This is a genomic window from Zobellia uliginosa, assembly GCF_900156625.1.
Lineage (GTDB): Bacteria > Bacteroidota > Bacteroidia > Flavobacteriales > Flavobacteriaceae > Zobellia > Zobellia uliginosa.
In genome coordinates this window covers 1091814-1108477 of the sequence record NZ_FTOB01000001.1, presented here as the reverse complement: position 1 = coordinate 1108477, position 16664 = coordinate 1091814, and the positions used below count along the sequence as shown (strand labels likewise).

Genomic DNA, 16664 nt, shown 5'->3' with positions numbered 1-16664 from the left:
CTAATTTTAATCGACAGAACCGATACTAACACTTTAATTTAAATAAGTTAAATGAAAAATAAATGATGCGATTTTAGAATTTTATAGCCATTGCCCTCAATAAAACTGTTGTTAAAATTGGGTATAAAGCCCACAACCCGAAGGTCGCTGGTTCGAGTCCAGTCCCCGCTACTAAATAAGAAGCCATTTATCTGAGTTTTCAGATAAATGGCTTTTTTTCTTCCCGACATTTTTTCGATTTACAGGAATAAAGACCAGGGTCGGTACCGCCAAGATTAGAAGCAGCACCGACCCACACAGTCTAACAATTAAAAAATTCAGGTATTTCCTAAGCTTCGTATGGTATTCTATCAATCATTAATTGCTTTGTCAGTTTTTATATAGGGCGATAGAATGCTACTCTTTGACCAACTGCTTAACAGTAGACTTTCCGCCTTGTTCAATGGTCAAGAAATACATACCACTTTTTAGTCCCGATAAATCGACGGATTCATCAGCTGAAACGCCCGATTTAGTAAAGATAACCGTACCTAACATATCCTGAAGGATCAGGTTCGCCGTCCCCCCCTCAAAATTAACGGACACGTATTCCGTAAAAGGGTTGGGATATACCCTAATTTCTTGGGAAATATCATCGTCAGCAACTATCAAAGCGGAATTCATGGTCTGGGCCGCCCGAGCATTGCCCAGCTTTGTGATTTTGATCCAGTTGATATTCCATCCTCCCGAAATCGAATAGAGCCCGAACTGATACGTTCCTGCATTTACATTGACCGTTTGTGAAATGGTAGTCCAATTCTGCCATCCTCCAGTGTTGGGTACCGAAAGTTCACCAAGCACCGTTTTGCCTGCCTCCAGGTCGGAAGAAAACCGACCGCCGTTGACGGCACTGGCTACGCGATACTCGATCAAATAATTTCCCGATGACGGGAAGTTGATACCCGGGTAGGCCATCCAACTGCCTTTATTGATATAACCGACGTTCTCGCCACCTTCAGAGCAGGCTTCCTTTTGTACGTCGTTGGAATGTAAATAACTTTCGGCCTCGATTTGAAGGGCGTTAGTATTATCATTGTCATCTCCCTTTTGGTAGACCCTTACGTAATCTACCAACATTTCGGCCGGAAGCTTACTATGGTCCACATCGAATCCCGGCCAATCACCTCCTACTGCCATGTTCAGGATAATAAAAAACTCGTTCTGGAATACGCCAGTACCGTTGATACCGTTACTAATATCCGCCTCGTGAAACTGCTGCCCGTCAACGAACCACTTGATGGAGTCCGTATCCCACTCAATGGCATAGACATGATACTGCCCAGGATCGCTTACACCTACGCCGTCACCATAGGAGACCACGTCGCCATTTTCATCGGGCCAATGGATGGTACCGTAGGTCCGTAGATCGTTATTGACGCGCTCCATGATATCTATTTCCCCACAGGCAGGCCAGCTCACACTGGTAATATTGCTCCCGAGCATCCAGAACGCGGGCCATAGTCCTTGACCTGAAGGCAATGCGATCCTAGCCTCAATTTTTCCGAACTTAAAACTCTTCCGACCCTGGGTCTTCATTCGCGCCGAAGTATATTGGGCACCGCCGAAATTCTCACGTTTTGCGGTAATTACCAAATTGCCATTCTCGACATGGGCGTTTTCGCGTCTGTAATACTGCAATTCATTGTTGCCCCAGCCCATATAGTTCATGCCGGTCTCAAAGACCCAATCAGGGCCAATAACATCATCGAATTCATCTTGCCAGACCAAGTTGTAATTTTGGGCCGAAAGCATCGGGGCCAGGCCAAAGCACAAGGCCATTAGTAAATAGATCGTAATTTTTCTCATCTTGTTCTAATTTTGGGGTTGTCAATTAAATTTTAAAAAACTGTAATAATAAATGTCCGCCGGAATAGGAGACCGACAATTAAACCCTTCCGACGGCCATTGAAAAAGAGTTGGTGAATGGCTTAAACCATCTTATTAATTTTTAAGAAGACGCTGGGTTTTCTCCCCGCTACCTGTTTTCATCTTTACGATGTACATTCCCTTTTCGAGAGTCGACAAATCGAGGGAACTACCGGCTTTCAACGTATGTGGCGCCAATACTTCACGACCTTCTATGTTTAGGATCATAACATCTATTTCGCCTTCCCCTCTTCCGAAGGTCACCGTATCGAAGAAGGGGTTCGGATACATGACGGTGTTCGTTTCACTTATGGCCTCTTGAGTCAAATCGGCCCGTAAGGCCGTGGAGTTCCCTTGTGGGGTAATGCGAATCCAGTTGATGTTCCATCCTCCCGAAATCGAATAGAGACCGAACTGATACGTTCCTGCATTTACATTGACCGTTTGTGAAATGGTAGTCCAATTCTGCCATCCTCCAGTGTTGGGTACCGAAAGTTCACCAAGCACCGTTTTGCCTGCCTCCAGATCGGAAGAAAACCGACCGCCGTCGATGGCACTGGCCACGCGATACTCGATCAAATAATTTCCTGAAGACGGAAAGTTGATATCGGAATAGGCCATCCAACTGCCCTTATTGATATAACCGACGTTCTCGCCACCTTCAAAGCAGGCTTCCTTTTGTACGCCGTTGAAATAGGAAAAGCTTTCCGCCTCGATCAGCCGTGAAGGCAAGGGGTCGGGATCGGTAGCATCTCCATCGCCGTCTACCTTGATCGGGCCAAGGGTAATCTTTGCGCGAAGAGGCTGTCCGGTACTAATGGTCGACGATTGGTCGAATACGTCATCATAGGCAAACGTGTAGGTCTGGCCCTCGAAACTGATGTCCGTTCTGTGAAAGAATTTCGAGTACCAATTATAAGGTTCTACCTGATAATATCTTGAAGCGTCCCCGAAATCCTGAAAGGCTCCCGAAGGTGCGTTCAAGTCGATAGCGTGACGTGTGATCGCAGCGACCATCTGAGCCTGCACCACCAAGTCCCAACGTTGCCCGGAGGCCATGACACCACTGCCTTCCATTGCCATAAGCGTGGTAGGTTTTCCGGGGATGGTGGCCACCTGGCCATCGCTTTCCCGTGTAAATACAAAATTATCACCCTGTACCCTACCTCTCCATCGGCCGGCATCCCCAGAGTTGAAATAAAGTTCGGCATTACGGTATTTCGACCAAATGGCATCGATGTAGCCGTCCATATAATTCGTCGGAAAGCTATCGTCTTTGGTGGGAAACTTTATGATACCTTGATCTCTTTTTAAAAGCCCCTGAAATTCGGGCGGGGCCGTTCTTGCCCATTCATCCTGAATTTCCTGTGAGGATTTCAACTCCCCGACCTTTTTAAAGAAATTGACTCCCTCGACTTCGAGTCCGATAGGATATTGAAAGGCATCTACCCTCGAGGTATTGTTAAAGATTCCGAACTCGTTATAGGTAAGTTCGATGGATTCAAATGTAATTCCCTGGTTCGGGTCTGTGGGGTTCTCTAGGTTGGGAGCCGCATATCCCCTTGGGTCACCATCATACCCAAAAAAATAGAGATAGAGGGGACTTCCAAAAGAAATCAGGATACGGCATCCTGCAATTTTTGGGATGTTTACCGTTTTACCAGGGATGTCGCTCAACTTCCTGAAGCAATTCGCGTAGCGACCGTCAAGTCCGGGACCGAGATTGCCGTTAATGACAGGGCCAGGTACGGTATTATCGGAACGGGACATCCTATTGACCTGTCCATTTACGGGGTCTACCCAAACGAAGCCTCCAATTTCGCCGACTACGGCCACGTAAACTTCATCATCAGGGAACTCCGAGTTGTTCGCAATCTGATAAGGCAGGGTCTGAGCACTCAAAAGGGCCCCTCCAAGAATTAGATATAACAGTGTAAAGTAGAATGTTTTCATAGCATTTCGTTTAATTAATTTTTACAGTAATAAATGGGGCATGATATGGGCGAGTTGAGCTAAGTCTGCACAACGGCCACTATTATTTTTTAACACCGCTAATTTATCAGTTCACACAAAAAGATTTAAATAAGGCTGCAATACAAAATGTATACATCACGTAAAATAAATTAAGACAACGTAGGAATTCGAGTACAACATACTGTAGTTATTAGGGTTCCGCGATTATAGTCCATATGATTAAACAGTACAAAAAAGAGGATAAGTAGCAAGTTGTAGTGATAATGTTGTGATAGGGCATAGGTATGTTAGGGGGCTTAAATACTCAATATATAGTCCGTTAGTCCATCATCGTGGGACAGGCCTATTTTTTTACGCAGGCGATACCGTTTAACATCGACACTGCGCACGGTAATGTTCAATAACGGGGCAATTTCCTTTGAGGTAAGGTTCAACCTAAGATAGGCACAAAGGCGTAGGTCGTTTGAAGTAAGCTCAGGGTGTTTTGCCTTGATTTTTTTCAAGAATTCGGAATCGGCGTTGTTGAAGGCATCCTCGAAAAATTTCCAATCGTCGGCATGGTTGATGTTGCGGTCTATGGTACGTATAACGGACTTTACCTTGGGATCCTCAACCCCCTTAAGCTCTTCCTTGATGGCATTCAAAAATTTGTTCTTTTTAATCAAGCTCATTGTCGAGATGGCCAGTTCACGGCTTTTACCCTTAATTTCCTGTTCCAGTTTTTCGTTCATGACGCGCATAATCTCCCTTTCGGCCTCGGCGCGCTTATGCTCCAGCTCACGCGCGCTCTCTTTTTCCAATCGGGCCTGTTGTTTTTTGTAAAAATCTCGGGAAACACGGTGAACCATATAGAAAAGCAGGCAGCAACAAATCGCATAGACCACTATCATTATTTTCGAAAAATACCAGGGTCTTGCGATAGTGAAGGCATAAGATGCAATATTCTCACTTAGTTGATTACCGGCCTTGGCCCGCACCTTAAATACATAATCGCCACTGGGTAGCTTTTCAAACACCGCTTTCGAACTCAGTGTCCAACTTTGCCAATTGCTATGCAGGCCCTCGAGCTGATATTGGTAATTGGATTCCAGATACTTTGCGTATTCGGGTATGCTATAGGTGAATTCAATGCTATTTTGACCCGCCTCGAATTCGCCCTTCTCTGCTATTGGAAGGCTTACGCTTAGCTCGGGATCATCGGTTTTAAGGGCTACGGAATTGAGCCTTATGTCATAGACCTTTTCCTCTAGTTTTTTAAGATCCAAAGTAACAAACCCATTGGATATGCCTATCAGATATTTATCATCAGGAAGGGGAATAAGACACTCAAAACCCAAAGGACCCAAATTTCGTCGGAAGGCTTCGGGAATCGGTATTTGAACCCGCTGTTGTCTTTCGTTAAAGTTACCGGGACTCAAATACTGAATATTTGCGTTGGTAAAACACCAAAGTCTGTCGGCCGAAGCATCGGCCATCAGAATACCGATAGGTCTTTCTTCCTCGGAAAATAGGTTAGCCGTAAAAACACTGTCCTTTACAAAGGTTTTCGAATCAGCTTCATAATCAAAAACCCCCAGATGACTCATAAACAATATATCATCTTGGAACTTGACCAAGCTGGCCCCCATACCGTTGGGCGGTTTTTCATCGATTTCGACGACCTTTTGGAAATCGGGATCGAGCTCTAGGGTAAAAATACCCTTGTACTCATGGTTGACCAATATCTCCCCGTTCTTAGTGAACTCAAAGAAACGACTCGAAATATCGAAGCCTTCGATGGTATTTCGAAGTATCCACCCATCATCAGTTTTATGTAAAATACTGAGTCCCCCATAATTCCCCTGTAGCAATAGATCGGGCCGGTCGGCAATCTTTTTGACCCCCCAAGACCCCGGAAAATCGGAAATCAGCTTAGCCTTTCCTCCCTTGACCGTAAAAGTACCCTCATTATGCCCGCAGAATAGGGTATTATCGATTACGTTCAGGGCCCAGACTTGGCCATTCGTATTCTCAATAAACTCAAAATCGCCAGTCGCATCCACAGCTTTGAAGAATAAGCCCTGATTGGTGCCTAGGTATAGATACCCTTCGAAAATCGTGGCGGCGTACACCACTCCTAAAGTGCCCATCTTGTCGACATATTCCTCGAAAAAAGAGTTCAGGTTGACTACGCTGATGCCATTATCGAGACCCAGCCAGAGGTTTTGTTCCCTATCTTCATAGATAGACAATATCGTGTTGTTACCTAGGCCTGCCCCTTGGTTGATATGATGTAGAATGCTTCCTTCGGCATCTAAATGGTAGATACCATCGGCAATAGTCCCCACAATAATACTACCGTCAATAAGTTGCAGTCCGCTATAGATGGTAAGCGATTCCAGTTGATCGGAAGCTGGTATTTTCCATGGAGATAGACGCCCATCCTCCAAAAAGAAGAAGGTTCCGTTCTCCAATAAAAGCAATGGTTTATCTTGTATTTCGAACAATCCGATAATCGTAGTAGACTTAAGTAAGGGGTGGGTCGAAACTTTGGTTGCCCCGCCGTCTTCAATCTTAAAGAGTCCCTCCCCCGAACGCTGGAAGAACACTGTACCGCCCATTTCAAAGATACGTGCACGAGTTGAAGGCGCATCGATTATATTGAAGGTCTCGGCATCGGTATCATAAATATAGATACGGTTGAGGGACTGAAAGAAAATGTACTGATCCAGTATAAGAATGTTCCAGAATTCCTCGTCCTCCACCAAAGGGGTTTCCAATTTATCAAGTAGACTACGGTACACCCGATCTCCAAGGGCATTGATTTCCCAATAACCAAATTCCATGTAACATCCGGTGTAAATCAGGTCGCCCTTGGCCTTTACGGAACGAATGACAGATCGATTAGTGGTATAATAGGTTTTCCAATCCTCCCCGTCGTATTGCAGCAACCCACTATTGTTACCGAAATATAGGTAGCCCTCCTTGGATTGCGAGATGGCCCAGTTTTGGGTCTCTGCCCCGTAATCAAAGGTCGCATAGTTTTGTATAGGTGGAAGTTCCTGCGCCCCTAAGCATAGGGCAGTCAAAAAAAGCGTTGTAAAATACAGTGTTTTCAAATGATTACGTCGATTTTTCAAATTGGCAGCCTACATAATTTGTATACGTTTATATATCACCGTATGGTCTGTTTGTAAACATATGGCAATGCACATTACCATACGCTTACTCCGATCTCCGGTTTTTCGCTCCAGAACATATAAACGCTGAATTTGCTCTAATATATAGTTAGCTCTAGTTTAGTTTTGCGGGGTCCATACGAAGGATGACTTATAAGAAGTGCTCTAAAATCGCTTTCCAGATCTGTATTTTCTATTCGTTTCATATTTTATCTGTATTTAAATCACTTATAATTAAGAAAGCTTTTTTTTAATAAAAACAGGTTCGATAATTCTAAAAGTAAAGTCTTATATCTAGTATTAATTTTAAAACTTATCTTTATTTAAAAACAATTACATAAATCATTACCCTATGAAAAATGTAATTTTTAACAGTTCTTTTCTTTTGTTGGAGTAAATATAGGTTCAGTACACAGTAAATAAGCGGTAACTCTAAGCGAACCTGTAATTCACTATATATCAAAAATATTGGTTATCAAGTACGGCTAGAACGACGACTTGGATATAATACCTTTGACTGGAGATGTTATAACCGCCTTTATAGCCATTGGCATTAGAAAGTTTCAAAATTATTACTCAGGGATGAATCTATTGTTATCCACTTTGCTCTATGATGATACCTCCGAAATATGTGGTAACAACTCATATAACCGATTAGCCTTATGGTCTGAGATTCTTTCTAAAATATCTTTTAGCCAAGTATAGGGATCTACATTGTTAATCTTACAAGTAGTAAAGAAAGACTATACCATTGCAGCTTTCTGGGCAGCCTTATGTAATCCTGCAAATAAATAGTTCTTTCTCCCTATTGCCAATGGTCTGATGGTATTTTCTATGCGGTTATTATCTATTTCATAGCTACCATCACTAGCGTATGCTATGAGTTTGCCCCATAACTTAAGAGTGTAGGAGATTGCTTTACCAATAGCGCTTTTAGGAAGGACCATAAGTGTCTGTTGTTAGAACCAAACCTCTAATGCCGTTAAAATAGGAACAGCATACAGTTTTCGTTTAGTGTCTTCTTTTTGCATAGCACAAAGCTAAATACCAGCAATACAATATACAGTTTACCAAATGGTTACGTTTATTTTTAGAAAAAATATAAGAAAAGGAGACTTTTATGTATATACCCCTACCTATTCAAAACGCACCCAATTTTTTGACGCGATGAATACTGTGCCCCTTGGTAGTTCTGACCGTCATGGCAGCTAGGTTCAGGGTTTCTACGAACAAAGGTATTCGGTTGAAGATACCAATAATACTCAACATCAGCTGCGATTTTCCGAAGAGGGGTGTGTTGGTAACGGACAGGGTATCAGAATAGACATAATCCTCCTACTTTTGAAAAGGAGCTTGTTTTTCCGTTTTATATGAGTCCACTAAAAATCCTTCATTGGCCATTATTTCACCACCGATTGAAACCGTATAAAACATAGCCTTTAGCCCTGATTATCGATCGCGACATCAAGGGAACTCAAACCTTCCCTCAAGCGTTTTCCCAAAATATTCGTACACCAGGGTACCGGCCACCTTAAAAAGCTATAGTGTGATATTTTTCATACTAGCATGCCAGGTTAATGTTCAATAAAAAATGAGGCAAAAAAGGTAAAATAGGGTTTACGGGAAACCGGGGAGTTTCCCGTAAACATTCCTATCTAAGCATTCTATTTGATCACTTTAACGGTTTCTGTCCTATCGGCCGCTATCATCCGAATAAAGTAAATACCTCTAGGCAGACTGGCCATTTCAAAAACAGGACTTTCCCCGTTTTTGATGTCCTTCCTGTCCAATTCCTGTCCCAATCCGTTTACTAGAATGGCCGTATGATAATCGGTCGTACGGTCTATATTCACCTGTAACCTATCTTGAACAGGGTTCGGATAGACAAAGCAATCGGGGGCTTCCGAACCAAACACCGAAGCATTGAATTGTACGGCAGCGGCAGCGGCACAACTGCCGACCTCGAAACTATGTCGGTTCGCCGATGTATTGTGCTCCCCACCCTCGGGAACGTTGTAGGTGTAGTAGAAATAGACGGTCTGCCCAAGCTCGACATTAATGGCCTTCGGTTCATTGGGCATCACGTTATAACCGGGAAAAATTCCGTTTTCGACCGTACCATAGTACAGAATGGCCACGCTATCTCCGATACCCGGTTTTTCAGGTACAAAAGTCAGAAAGCTTCCCTCACTATTTTCGGTTATCTTGACGGTGTAATCGTTATTGGGCGCAAGCTGAGAACAGCTGCCGTCACCATCATTATCCTGTTCGCCATTCTCCGTAAAGGTCGCATCATTTCTTGCCGAATCAGTATCCACGGTATCGATGTACAATAGAGAATTTCTGTGCAGCAGATAATATCCGGGATAGTTGAAGGATTCGAACGAGGTCGCCGAGATGTCGGCCAATCCTTCCCGTTCAAAAAAGGTAGCATCCTCTCTGTACATAGTGTTATCTTCAACATCATCTAACCAAACCTCTCCACCCCGATGCCTTAGGTATTTGTTCGGAAAATCAACGGATTGAAACGATACGCCGCTACCGGCAAGTCCCGCTACCATATTCCATTGTCCCGCTTCAACGGGCACGACATCATCGGCAATTCCAGCCCGACCATCAAGATGTCTAATAACATTCCCCGCCTTGCTGACACTGGTCCAAGATTTGATCACTCCGACCGGTGGCTCCGGTAAGGTAACGGAATCGATGGTAATACGATAGGTAATAGTCGTCTCGGCGCCACAACCGTTGGTGTAGGTTCCCGTATAACTACCCCCATCACCCTCCTCGACAGCAAGGAGATCGACCTGTCTTTGGTTCGATGAAAAATTGTTGGGACCGGACCAGTTCCAAGTACCTTCCAAGGGTTCCGGAGTTAAGCTCACGCTATCTCCCCTACCAACGGTCAAATTCGTTTGAGAGGTCGCATCACCATTTACATTGGCAGAGGCGATGATATCCGAAGGTTGACAACCTATCGCACCACTTCCATCTTCCCAGACAATATCATCGATGGCCACCTTGAAGGGCGAGGATGGTAGATTCTCGGGGTCACTGGAGAATATGAACAAATAGGATAAGTTTTGAAAAGCCAACAAGCCCTCATAATCAGAAAGGGGAATCTCTACTTGCCCCCATTCACCGTTCCTTACCAGACCATATTTGGTCTCGCCCGCTGGAAAAGTGATATATTTTTCATTGGTAAAATTATCGGTGATACCGATACGGAAGGATACGTCGGCGGGAATCTTGATCTTGAACTTCATGGTGCCCTCCTCGACATAATTGGACATATTTTTACCGAACAGACTGGTAATTCCGGCACCGAACCAAGTATTGGATGAGGGAGTTTCCCAACTGATGACCTCCTCGCCCTCGTAAGGCGCTTCAGAACCTTCGGCAAAGGTCTCAGAAAAAACGAAGATATCGGCATCACTGCCAAAATTCAGTCTATTCGCCACTGGGGTGTTTTCAGTGAACACGCCAAAGTTGCCCGATTCGGCCACTAGATCGTCACTGCCATCACCAAATTCTACGCTTCCATGTCCGTTATATTCAGAAACACGCACATAGTCCACCATCATTTTACCAGGCAGGGGCGCATTGATACCGTTAGGATCCGTAACACCCGTTAAGCTACCGCCTACCGCCAAGTTCAGCAACATATAAAAAGGACGTGTAAAAACAGCAGTATCGCCTTCGGGATCCAGGGGTAGCGGTCCGGCATACAAATCGTACTCCGTTCCTTCATCCTCAACCACAAAGCGCAGGGACGTAGGCTCCCAATAGAGCTTGTAGGTAACAAAACGATCGTTTAGCGGTCGGTCGGCCACATAGGGCGTATTATAATCGACTTCATAAGCGATGTTTCCCACCCCTCCGTTATCGGGTATTGGAAAAAAGGCATTGGCACCCGTGTAGGTGTTGACCGTAGAATTAGGTTCCAGTTGCCGGGTTCGCTCTTCTTGGTTAAAGCCCATTTCCATCATATCGATTTCCCCTTTAGCGGGCCATACCAGATTAGAAGTTCCCAAGAGCCATACAGCCGGCCATAGACCGGTCTGTAGGTCTGGCACCCGCACCCTGACCTCGATAAGACCGTAATGTATAGCTACCTTCTTATTGGTGGTGACTTTTCCTGAAGTAAACGACTTGCTGCCAGAATTCTCCCTTTTGGCCTCGAGTACCAGGGCCTTGTTCCCCGGTTCGCCAGGCACGTCTTCTATATATATATTATCGGATTCGTACGACTGAAGTTCTTGATTTCCCCAACCACAGATACCCTGTGCGCAGCCATCGCCTATGTCGGGAGTCCACAAACTTTCGTCAAACGTATCGAAATTATCTTCCCATAAAACTTGGCCTACCTGAGCTTGAACATTTGACAGGAACAAAACGGAACCAATCAACACCAATAAGATTGACTTTAAATACATCGGTGTTCCTATTCCCTTTTGCCCCTTCCTAAATTCCTTCTTTGTGTAACAATTTTTCATTTTATTAATTTTTAGTTTCCTTTAAAAATTTTCCACCTTTCGTGATTTAATCTAACTGCCAAAGTATTTTTAATTTTTTGTAAATGATTAAGAATGACATCAACAGAAAACATACAAGCCAAATACCTGGCCCTGCTTTTAAAAATTCCCTAGGTGGGATTACCCGATTTGACGGACATCCCGATGTTCCGTAGAAATACTTGACTATTGGAATTTTATCGATCTAAACCAAAAACATATTGATGCCGTATGGTTGATGTTTATATGATTTGTTGAAAAAAAAGGGACGATATCACTATCGTCCCTAATCAATCGCATTCTAGTAGGTTAAGACTATACTATTTAAGTTTGAAGCATGTTGAATAATTGACATGGGCCTGTCATAAACAACATAGGAGATATGGGTTTAATTACAAGACCGTACCACCTCCCAAGGCTGACCGTCACCAGTGCTTTCAGAAGGTACATCTCCACTGGTCCACCACTTCGCCTTATATACGGTTCCGCTGTAAACTACTTCCGCATTACCGAGATAGGCGGCTGATGCACTCCATTGGGCAATAGATGAGCAATCGCCCCCATCGTTACCATTATTACCACCCTCATCACCAGAACAACTGCCGATAAATTCCCATACGCCACCACTAGTAGGCAGGTCGCCCAGTGTCCACCATTTGGCTCGATAAAGTGAATTTTCGTAGGTACTGTACATACCTCCAGTATAGGTCGCAGTAGCGCTCCATGCCGCAGCCGAATCGCAATCCGTGCCATCGTTCGGATCTGGATCTGGATTTGGATCTGGGTCTGGATTTGGATCTGGGTCTGGATCCGGATTTGGGTTTCCATTACCACCATCGGGATAATTTTCAGCATTGGCTATGGCGGTCGACCTAGAAACACCGTTCAATATTTGGCTGCCTACATGCAAATAGCCATAGGACGAGGTGTTGCCATTGCCCAACAGCAATTGCCAGATCATTAGACCGTCATTTTGGCTTTTGGCCGCGATATGCTCCGACAGGTCGGCAATTGTTTGATAGTCATAAGTGTAATGTGGGCCCCAAGGCTCATTGGGATAATGGGTACCCGCCGCTATGTTGAAGCCGTACTGATCCGCATAGTGTTTGTATGCGTCATACATGATCTTACGATTACTAGCCGCCCCGGTGTTGTAGCCCTGATAGGCCACAAGGTCGATTTTATCGCCCACCGCTTTCATAACGGGAATAAAATGTCCGGTAGCACCGAAGCCAAAAAGACTGATGGCCTCATTGGGCTCCGTGGCCTTATAGAGTTTGTCGTCCGATTCCCCGGTTACGGAATTTCGCTTACTGTAGGCATAGGGAGAAGCAGGGTCGTCATTGTTTAGACCTCCCAAGGCCCCTACACCTGCAGGAGCACAGGCCAAAAGGTATTCGCCCTTAGGCATGATGGCTCTTGATTTGTTGAAAAAATCAATAAAGTGTTGTACGTTTTCCGGATCACCGATGGTCGCGAAACTCCCCCTGGGCTCATAGTCCCAATCGATACCTTGAAAGCCCATGTCATCGACAAAATCCTTAATCTGTTGGTAATCGATGTCGTAGGCCGCTTGAGACCCCCAATAGGTTTCCCCACCGATGGAAAGGATGACATTGGTGCCCCTAGCCTTTAGGATAGAAACGGTCTCTTTGAGGGCCTCACCGTCATAAGGTGTCTGTATACCTGTACCAGAGAGTGACATAGAACCCTTTTGGTATCTCAAATTTGGTTTGGCAAAGGCTAGAAAAACATGAGTAATATGCCCCGGAAGATCTCTTAACTTCGAAGGTTGCCCGGAAGCCGCCCAAGTTTCGGACCAAGACGGGAAATACCCCAAAACAATGGGCTTATCTACAGATGAGGCCTGTGCCGCAACCGGGGTTATCGGTTCCGGATCTAAACTTTGTTCCTCGGAAGCGATTTCCTTGGAACAGGACGAAAACAAAAAGGGAATCAAGAAAAGAGACCCAATAATCTTTTTTAGTGAATTCATAATCAATAAGTTTGAGAGACTCTTATAAAAGTCCCTGAGTTAAACATGTAAAAAATTGAGGAATAAAAAATATACGCACCTAAACTAAGGAGGGCCTTGTACTTTTTTAAGTACAGGAGAGTTTGTTACATAAGATGGCTCCATAATTGAAATTATAATGAGCCGCAAATATATTATCGTTGCTTCCTTTGAAGAGAGGAAAGAATATCAACAAAAAACATACAAAGCAAAAAAATACCTTTTTACTGATAAATTGATAGTAAAACACCCCATATACTATACGATTAGATAGATTTTCAATATTCTAAAAACAGTAAGGTTTTTTCCGAAAAAATAGCGCTCCGATTGATTTTGTGCAGGTGTTGTGCAGGTATTTTCGATGTTTTTGTGGTTCCTTTCTTAGGATATATACACCGAAACTCCTTCAAAACGTATTTTCACGGATTGAATGATGCCGTTTTTATTAAAATTTTAGGATATCGAAAAACAGGAAATCACATTGGCAATCTACAAGAGTACCCTTTTTAAGATTATGGGATTCTTTAGCCTTAAAAAACAAATAGTGGTTTAAACTTGAACATTTATTCGCTCCGATCTTTCCAACTTTAATCTGTTTGTTTAAATAGGGGGAGGGGTCAGGTCCGAGTCCAGTCCGTGCTACTAAAAAAAAAGGCCATCTATTTCTCGCTTGTTTTTTGTGTTTGATAATTTCCTTTACTACGACAGTAATTTTAATATTTTACCGTTAAAGTTACAGTATCTCTTACAGTTCTACGAGTTATACATGACGAAAGAATCTAGATATTCATAAATTGCAATTCCTATGAAAAAGGTAATTAGGGTGTCATTGATTAATTCGCCGATTGTTATTACACCTTTAATTTCGATTCTAAAATCGTGCGAAATGCAATTAAATCAAATGATATGTTTTCTTACCCTTTATATATTCCATAACAACTATATCAAACCAATACAAGGCAAAATTTTAACAAACTAAAAATTTACATCTACGAAAATGAAGCTTTCCAACCAACTCCTAACAACAATTACCCTACTGATCACAAGTATTACATTCGCTCAGGAAGCCCCACATTTTAAGCCTGGAGAAGACCCAAAGCAACCTCATCAGGAATGGAAATTAATTGAAAACATGTCCGATGAGTTTGAAGGGAAAAAGATAGATGAAAAAAAATGGCAGATTTCGGGACAAGGATGGATAGGTCGCGCTCCGGGATTGTTTCTTGCAGAAAATATTTCCTTAAATAACGGAAGTTTACAAATAACTACAACTATGCTGCCAGAACCTATAGTCAAAAACAATAAGACCTATACGCACGGGGGTGGTTACGTTGGCTCAAGAAATGGTATGACCTATGGCTATTATGAGTGCGAAATGAAAGCCAACAAAACCTTTATGTCCTCTACATTTTGGTTAATTAATGAAGGTAAAGACCGATCAAGATGCGACAAAAGAACAACGGAATTGGACATTCAGGAATCTGTTGGACAAATAACAAATGATGCCGACTGGATGAAATACTTTGACCAAACCATGAACTCGAATACCCATAGTAGAAATATTCCCGAAGGATGTGAATACGAAAAAGGATCGAACAAAGGCAAAGCGGAGTTAGGAGGAAAAGCATACGAAGATTTCCATGTTTATGGCGTTTGGTGGAAATCTAAGGATGAAATTATATTTTTCTTGGACGGCAAAATGCAATCTAAAGTAACGCCCCCGGCCGATTTTGATATTGAAATGTATTTACGAATGGTCGTTGAGACCTATGATTGGAATCCAGTACCCAAAGACGGTGGCATGACCGGTTCAAAAGAGGATAGAACTACAACATACAATTGGGTAAGGTCATGGCAATTGGTTGATTCAAAGAATTAATTGTTGGCAAAGGTTATCTAAAGTAAGTGTCTTTACTACCTTATCATAAGGGTGTAAATTAAACTCTGTCTGAAAAAAGAATATAATCATTAATTTTATTCAGACAGAGTTCAGTTTAAAGTCTCCCCGTTATTTTTAACTTACAGACTTATTGGGATAGTGTCTAATCTAACTGAAAATACTCTTCATCCGTCATTTCACCATTCTTAATTCTTTCTAACTCCTTAGTATAAGAACGAATGTATTTGTCCATTTCCGGATTAAAATATTCTGATTTCTCTTGCTTGTAAGAGCCATTCAATACGCCATTATAGTAGTAGAAAAAGTTGTAATCAAAACTAGCGGCATCAAGGTCATATGCCCCTAAAAGAAACCCTAACCTCACCGCAGAACGTCTCTGGTAGCTACGACCATGGTGTCCTGGGCTAGATGTATTATTATCACCTATAGATTCAGCAAACTCATAAGCCGCCGCAATCTCGGAAAAACTGGTTTTATTGTACCCATTCGGTCTTCTTAGGTAATATCCAGCCATACCATCTGCTTCCAACTCCGCAGCTCTTGCCGTGCTTTCATTTTTAGAAGGATAACCGTAAGTAAATTGTAATTGGTGTGCAAATTCATGTGCTAAAATCATAACATTAGCAATTTGCCCTTGTGCCTTTGCTGCATTATAAATAGCCTCACCGAAATAAATTTTACCACTACCATAAGATATAGCATTGTACGTAGAATTTGGATTAACGTTGTCTTTTACAAAAGATAAAGGCACAGCTGGTCTTCCCCAAACAGATGCTATCTTAGAATTCTGGGTTTGCATAAAGTTAGTTTCCGATGCAGTACCAATAGTGCTAGATAAAAAAGCCGTGCTGCTCCAATAACCATCTACATACCCACAATTATGCAGTTCTTCTGGAAAAGCATCTGAAATTGCCAAAACAGATTCTTCCGCAATTCCTACACCTGCAACGTCGGTGTCTTTAGTACAAGATTGTAACACTGAAAAAAACGTAACCCCTAATATATAGGCTACTTTCCGATTTAAATTTTTCATTTTATTAAAATTTAATTAGTTATAACAATTACAATGTTAATAAATAAATTCTTACAAATAATGAAATATTATCATTTTTTTAACAATACAGTATAACTATGGGATTACTAGGTTTTTAGGGAATAAATCTACCTTGGTCTATTAAAAATAAACCGTTAGAACGAAG

9 protein-coding genes and 1 pseudogene are annotated in these 16664 nt (G+C 42.8%); 1 reads left to right on the top strand and 9 read right to left on the bottom strand.

Translation table 11 applies throughout. The features are described from left to right. Window positions 1-396 precede the first annotated feature (396 nt). The 8 genes and pseudogenes from BW980_RS04620 to BW980_RS04590 all read right to left on the bottom strand — a co-directional run bounded on the left by BW980_RS04620 (window position 397) and on the right by BW980_RS04590 (window position 13547). On the bottom strand, window positions 397-1845 hold the full coding sequence (locus tag BW980_RS04620) for a carbohydrate-binding protein (protein ID WP_076453717.1): 1449 nt from the start codon (window positions 1843-1845) through the stop codon (window positions 397-399). A gap of 135 nt (window positions 1846-1980) precedes the next feature. Next, window positions 1981-3858 carry a beta-1,3-glucanase family protein gene (locus BW980_RS04615; RefSeq protein WP_076453716.1) on the bottom strand — a complete coding sequence of 626 codons (1878 nt, stop codon included), beginning with the start codon at window positions 3856-3858 and terminating at the stop codon, window positions 1981-1983. A 317-nt stretch (window positions 3859-4175) separates the two neighbouring features. Then, window positions 4176-6977 carry a triple tyrosine motif-containing protein gene (locus BW980_RS04610; RefSeq protein WP_076453715.1) on the bottom strand — a complete coding sequence of 934 codons (2802 nt, stop codon included), beginning with the start codon at window positions 6975-6977 and terminating at the stop codon, window positions 4176-4178. A gap of 668 nt (window positions 6978-7645) precedes the next feature. Further along, window positions 7646-7768 (bottom strand): annotated as a pseudogene (locus tag BW980_RS04605) (transposase domain-containing protein); the annotation flags it as partial. 12 nt (window positions 7769-7780) lie between these two features. Further along, a complete protein-coding gene (locus BW980_RS04600) occupies window positions 7781-7984 on the bottom strand; it encodes an IS66 family transposase (protein WP_076453714.1) in 204 nt (67 codons plus the stop codon). 193 nt (window positions 7985-8177) lie between these two features. Further along, complete coding sequence (locus BW980_RS22900; RefSeq protein ID WP_262508136.1) at window positions 8178-8306, bottom strand: hypothetical protein; 129 nt, start codon at window positions 8304-8306, stop codon at window positions 8178-8180. Between the two features lie 395 nt (window positions 8307-8701). Beyond that, window positions 8702-11533: an AbfB domain-containing protein gene (locus BW980_RS04595; RefSeq protein WP_076453713.1), complete on the bottom strand. Its 2832-nt coding sequence runs from the start codon at window positions 11531-11533 to the stop codon at window positions 8702-8704. 406 nt (window positions 11534-11939) lie between these two features. Further along, window positions 11940-13547: a carbohydrate-binding protein gene (locus BW980_RS04590; protein ID WP_076453712.1), complete on the bottom strand. Its 1608-nt coding sequence runs from the start codon at window positions 13545-13547 to the stop codon at window positions 11940-11942. Window positions 13548-14562: 1015 nt separating this feature from the next. On the opposite strand from BW980_RS04590, the gene BW980_RS04585 reads away from it, so the two are divergent. Then, entirely contained in the window at window positions 14563-15444 is an 882-nt protein-coding gene (locus tag BW980_RS04585; protein ID WP_076453711.1) for a family 16 glycosylhydrolase, read from the top strand. A gap of 163 nt (window positions 15445-15607) precedes the next feature. On the opposite strand, the gene BW980_RS04580 is transcribed toward BW980_RS04585, so the two are convergent. After that, complete coding sequence (locus tag BW980_RS04580; protein WP_076453710.1) at window positions 15608-16498, bottom strand: metalloprotease; 891 nt, start codon at window positions 16496-16498, stop codon at window positions 15608-15610. Between the last annotated feature and the right edge of the window lie 166 nt (window positions 16499-16664).

Bases quoted from the DNA above. Each gene is read 5' to 3' on its own strand.
- BW980_RS04620 (WP_076453717.1), bottom strand. From the start codon at position 1,845: ATGAGAAAAATTACGATCTATTTACTAATGGCCTTGTGCTTTGGCCTG.
- BW980_RS04615 (WP_076453716.1), bottom strand. From the start codon at position 3,858: ATGAAAACATTCTACTTTACACTGTTATATCTAATTCTTGGAGGGGCC.
- BW980_RS04600 (WP_076453714.1), bottom strand. From the start codon at position 7,984: ATGGTCCTTCCTAAAAGCGCTATTGGTAAAGCAATCTCCTACACTCTT.
- BW980_RS22900 (WP_262508136.1), bottom strand. From the start codon at position 8,306: ATGTTGAGTATTATTGGTATCTTCAACCGAATACCTTTGTTCGTAGAA.
- BW980_RS04595 (WP_076453713.1), bottom strand. From the start codon at position 11,533: ATGAAAAATTGTTACACAAAGAAGGAATTTAGGAAGGGGCAAAAGGGA.
- BW980_RS04590 (WP_076453712.1), bottom strand. From the start codon at position 13,547: ATGAATTCACTAAAAAAGATTATTGGGTCTCTTTTCTTGATTCCCTTT.
- BW980_RS04585 (WP_076453711.1), top strand. From the start codon at position 14,563: ATGAAGCTTTCCAACCAACTCCTAACAACAATTACCCTACTGATCACA.
- BW980_RS04580 (WP_076453710.1), bottom strand. From the start codon at position 16,498: ATGAAAAATTTAAATCGGAAAGTAGCCTATATATTAGGGGTTACGTTT.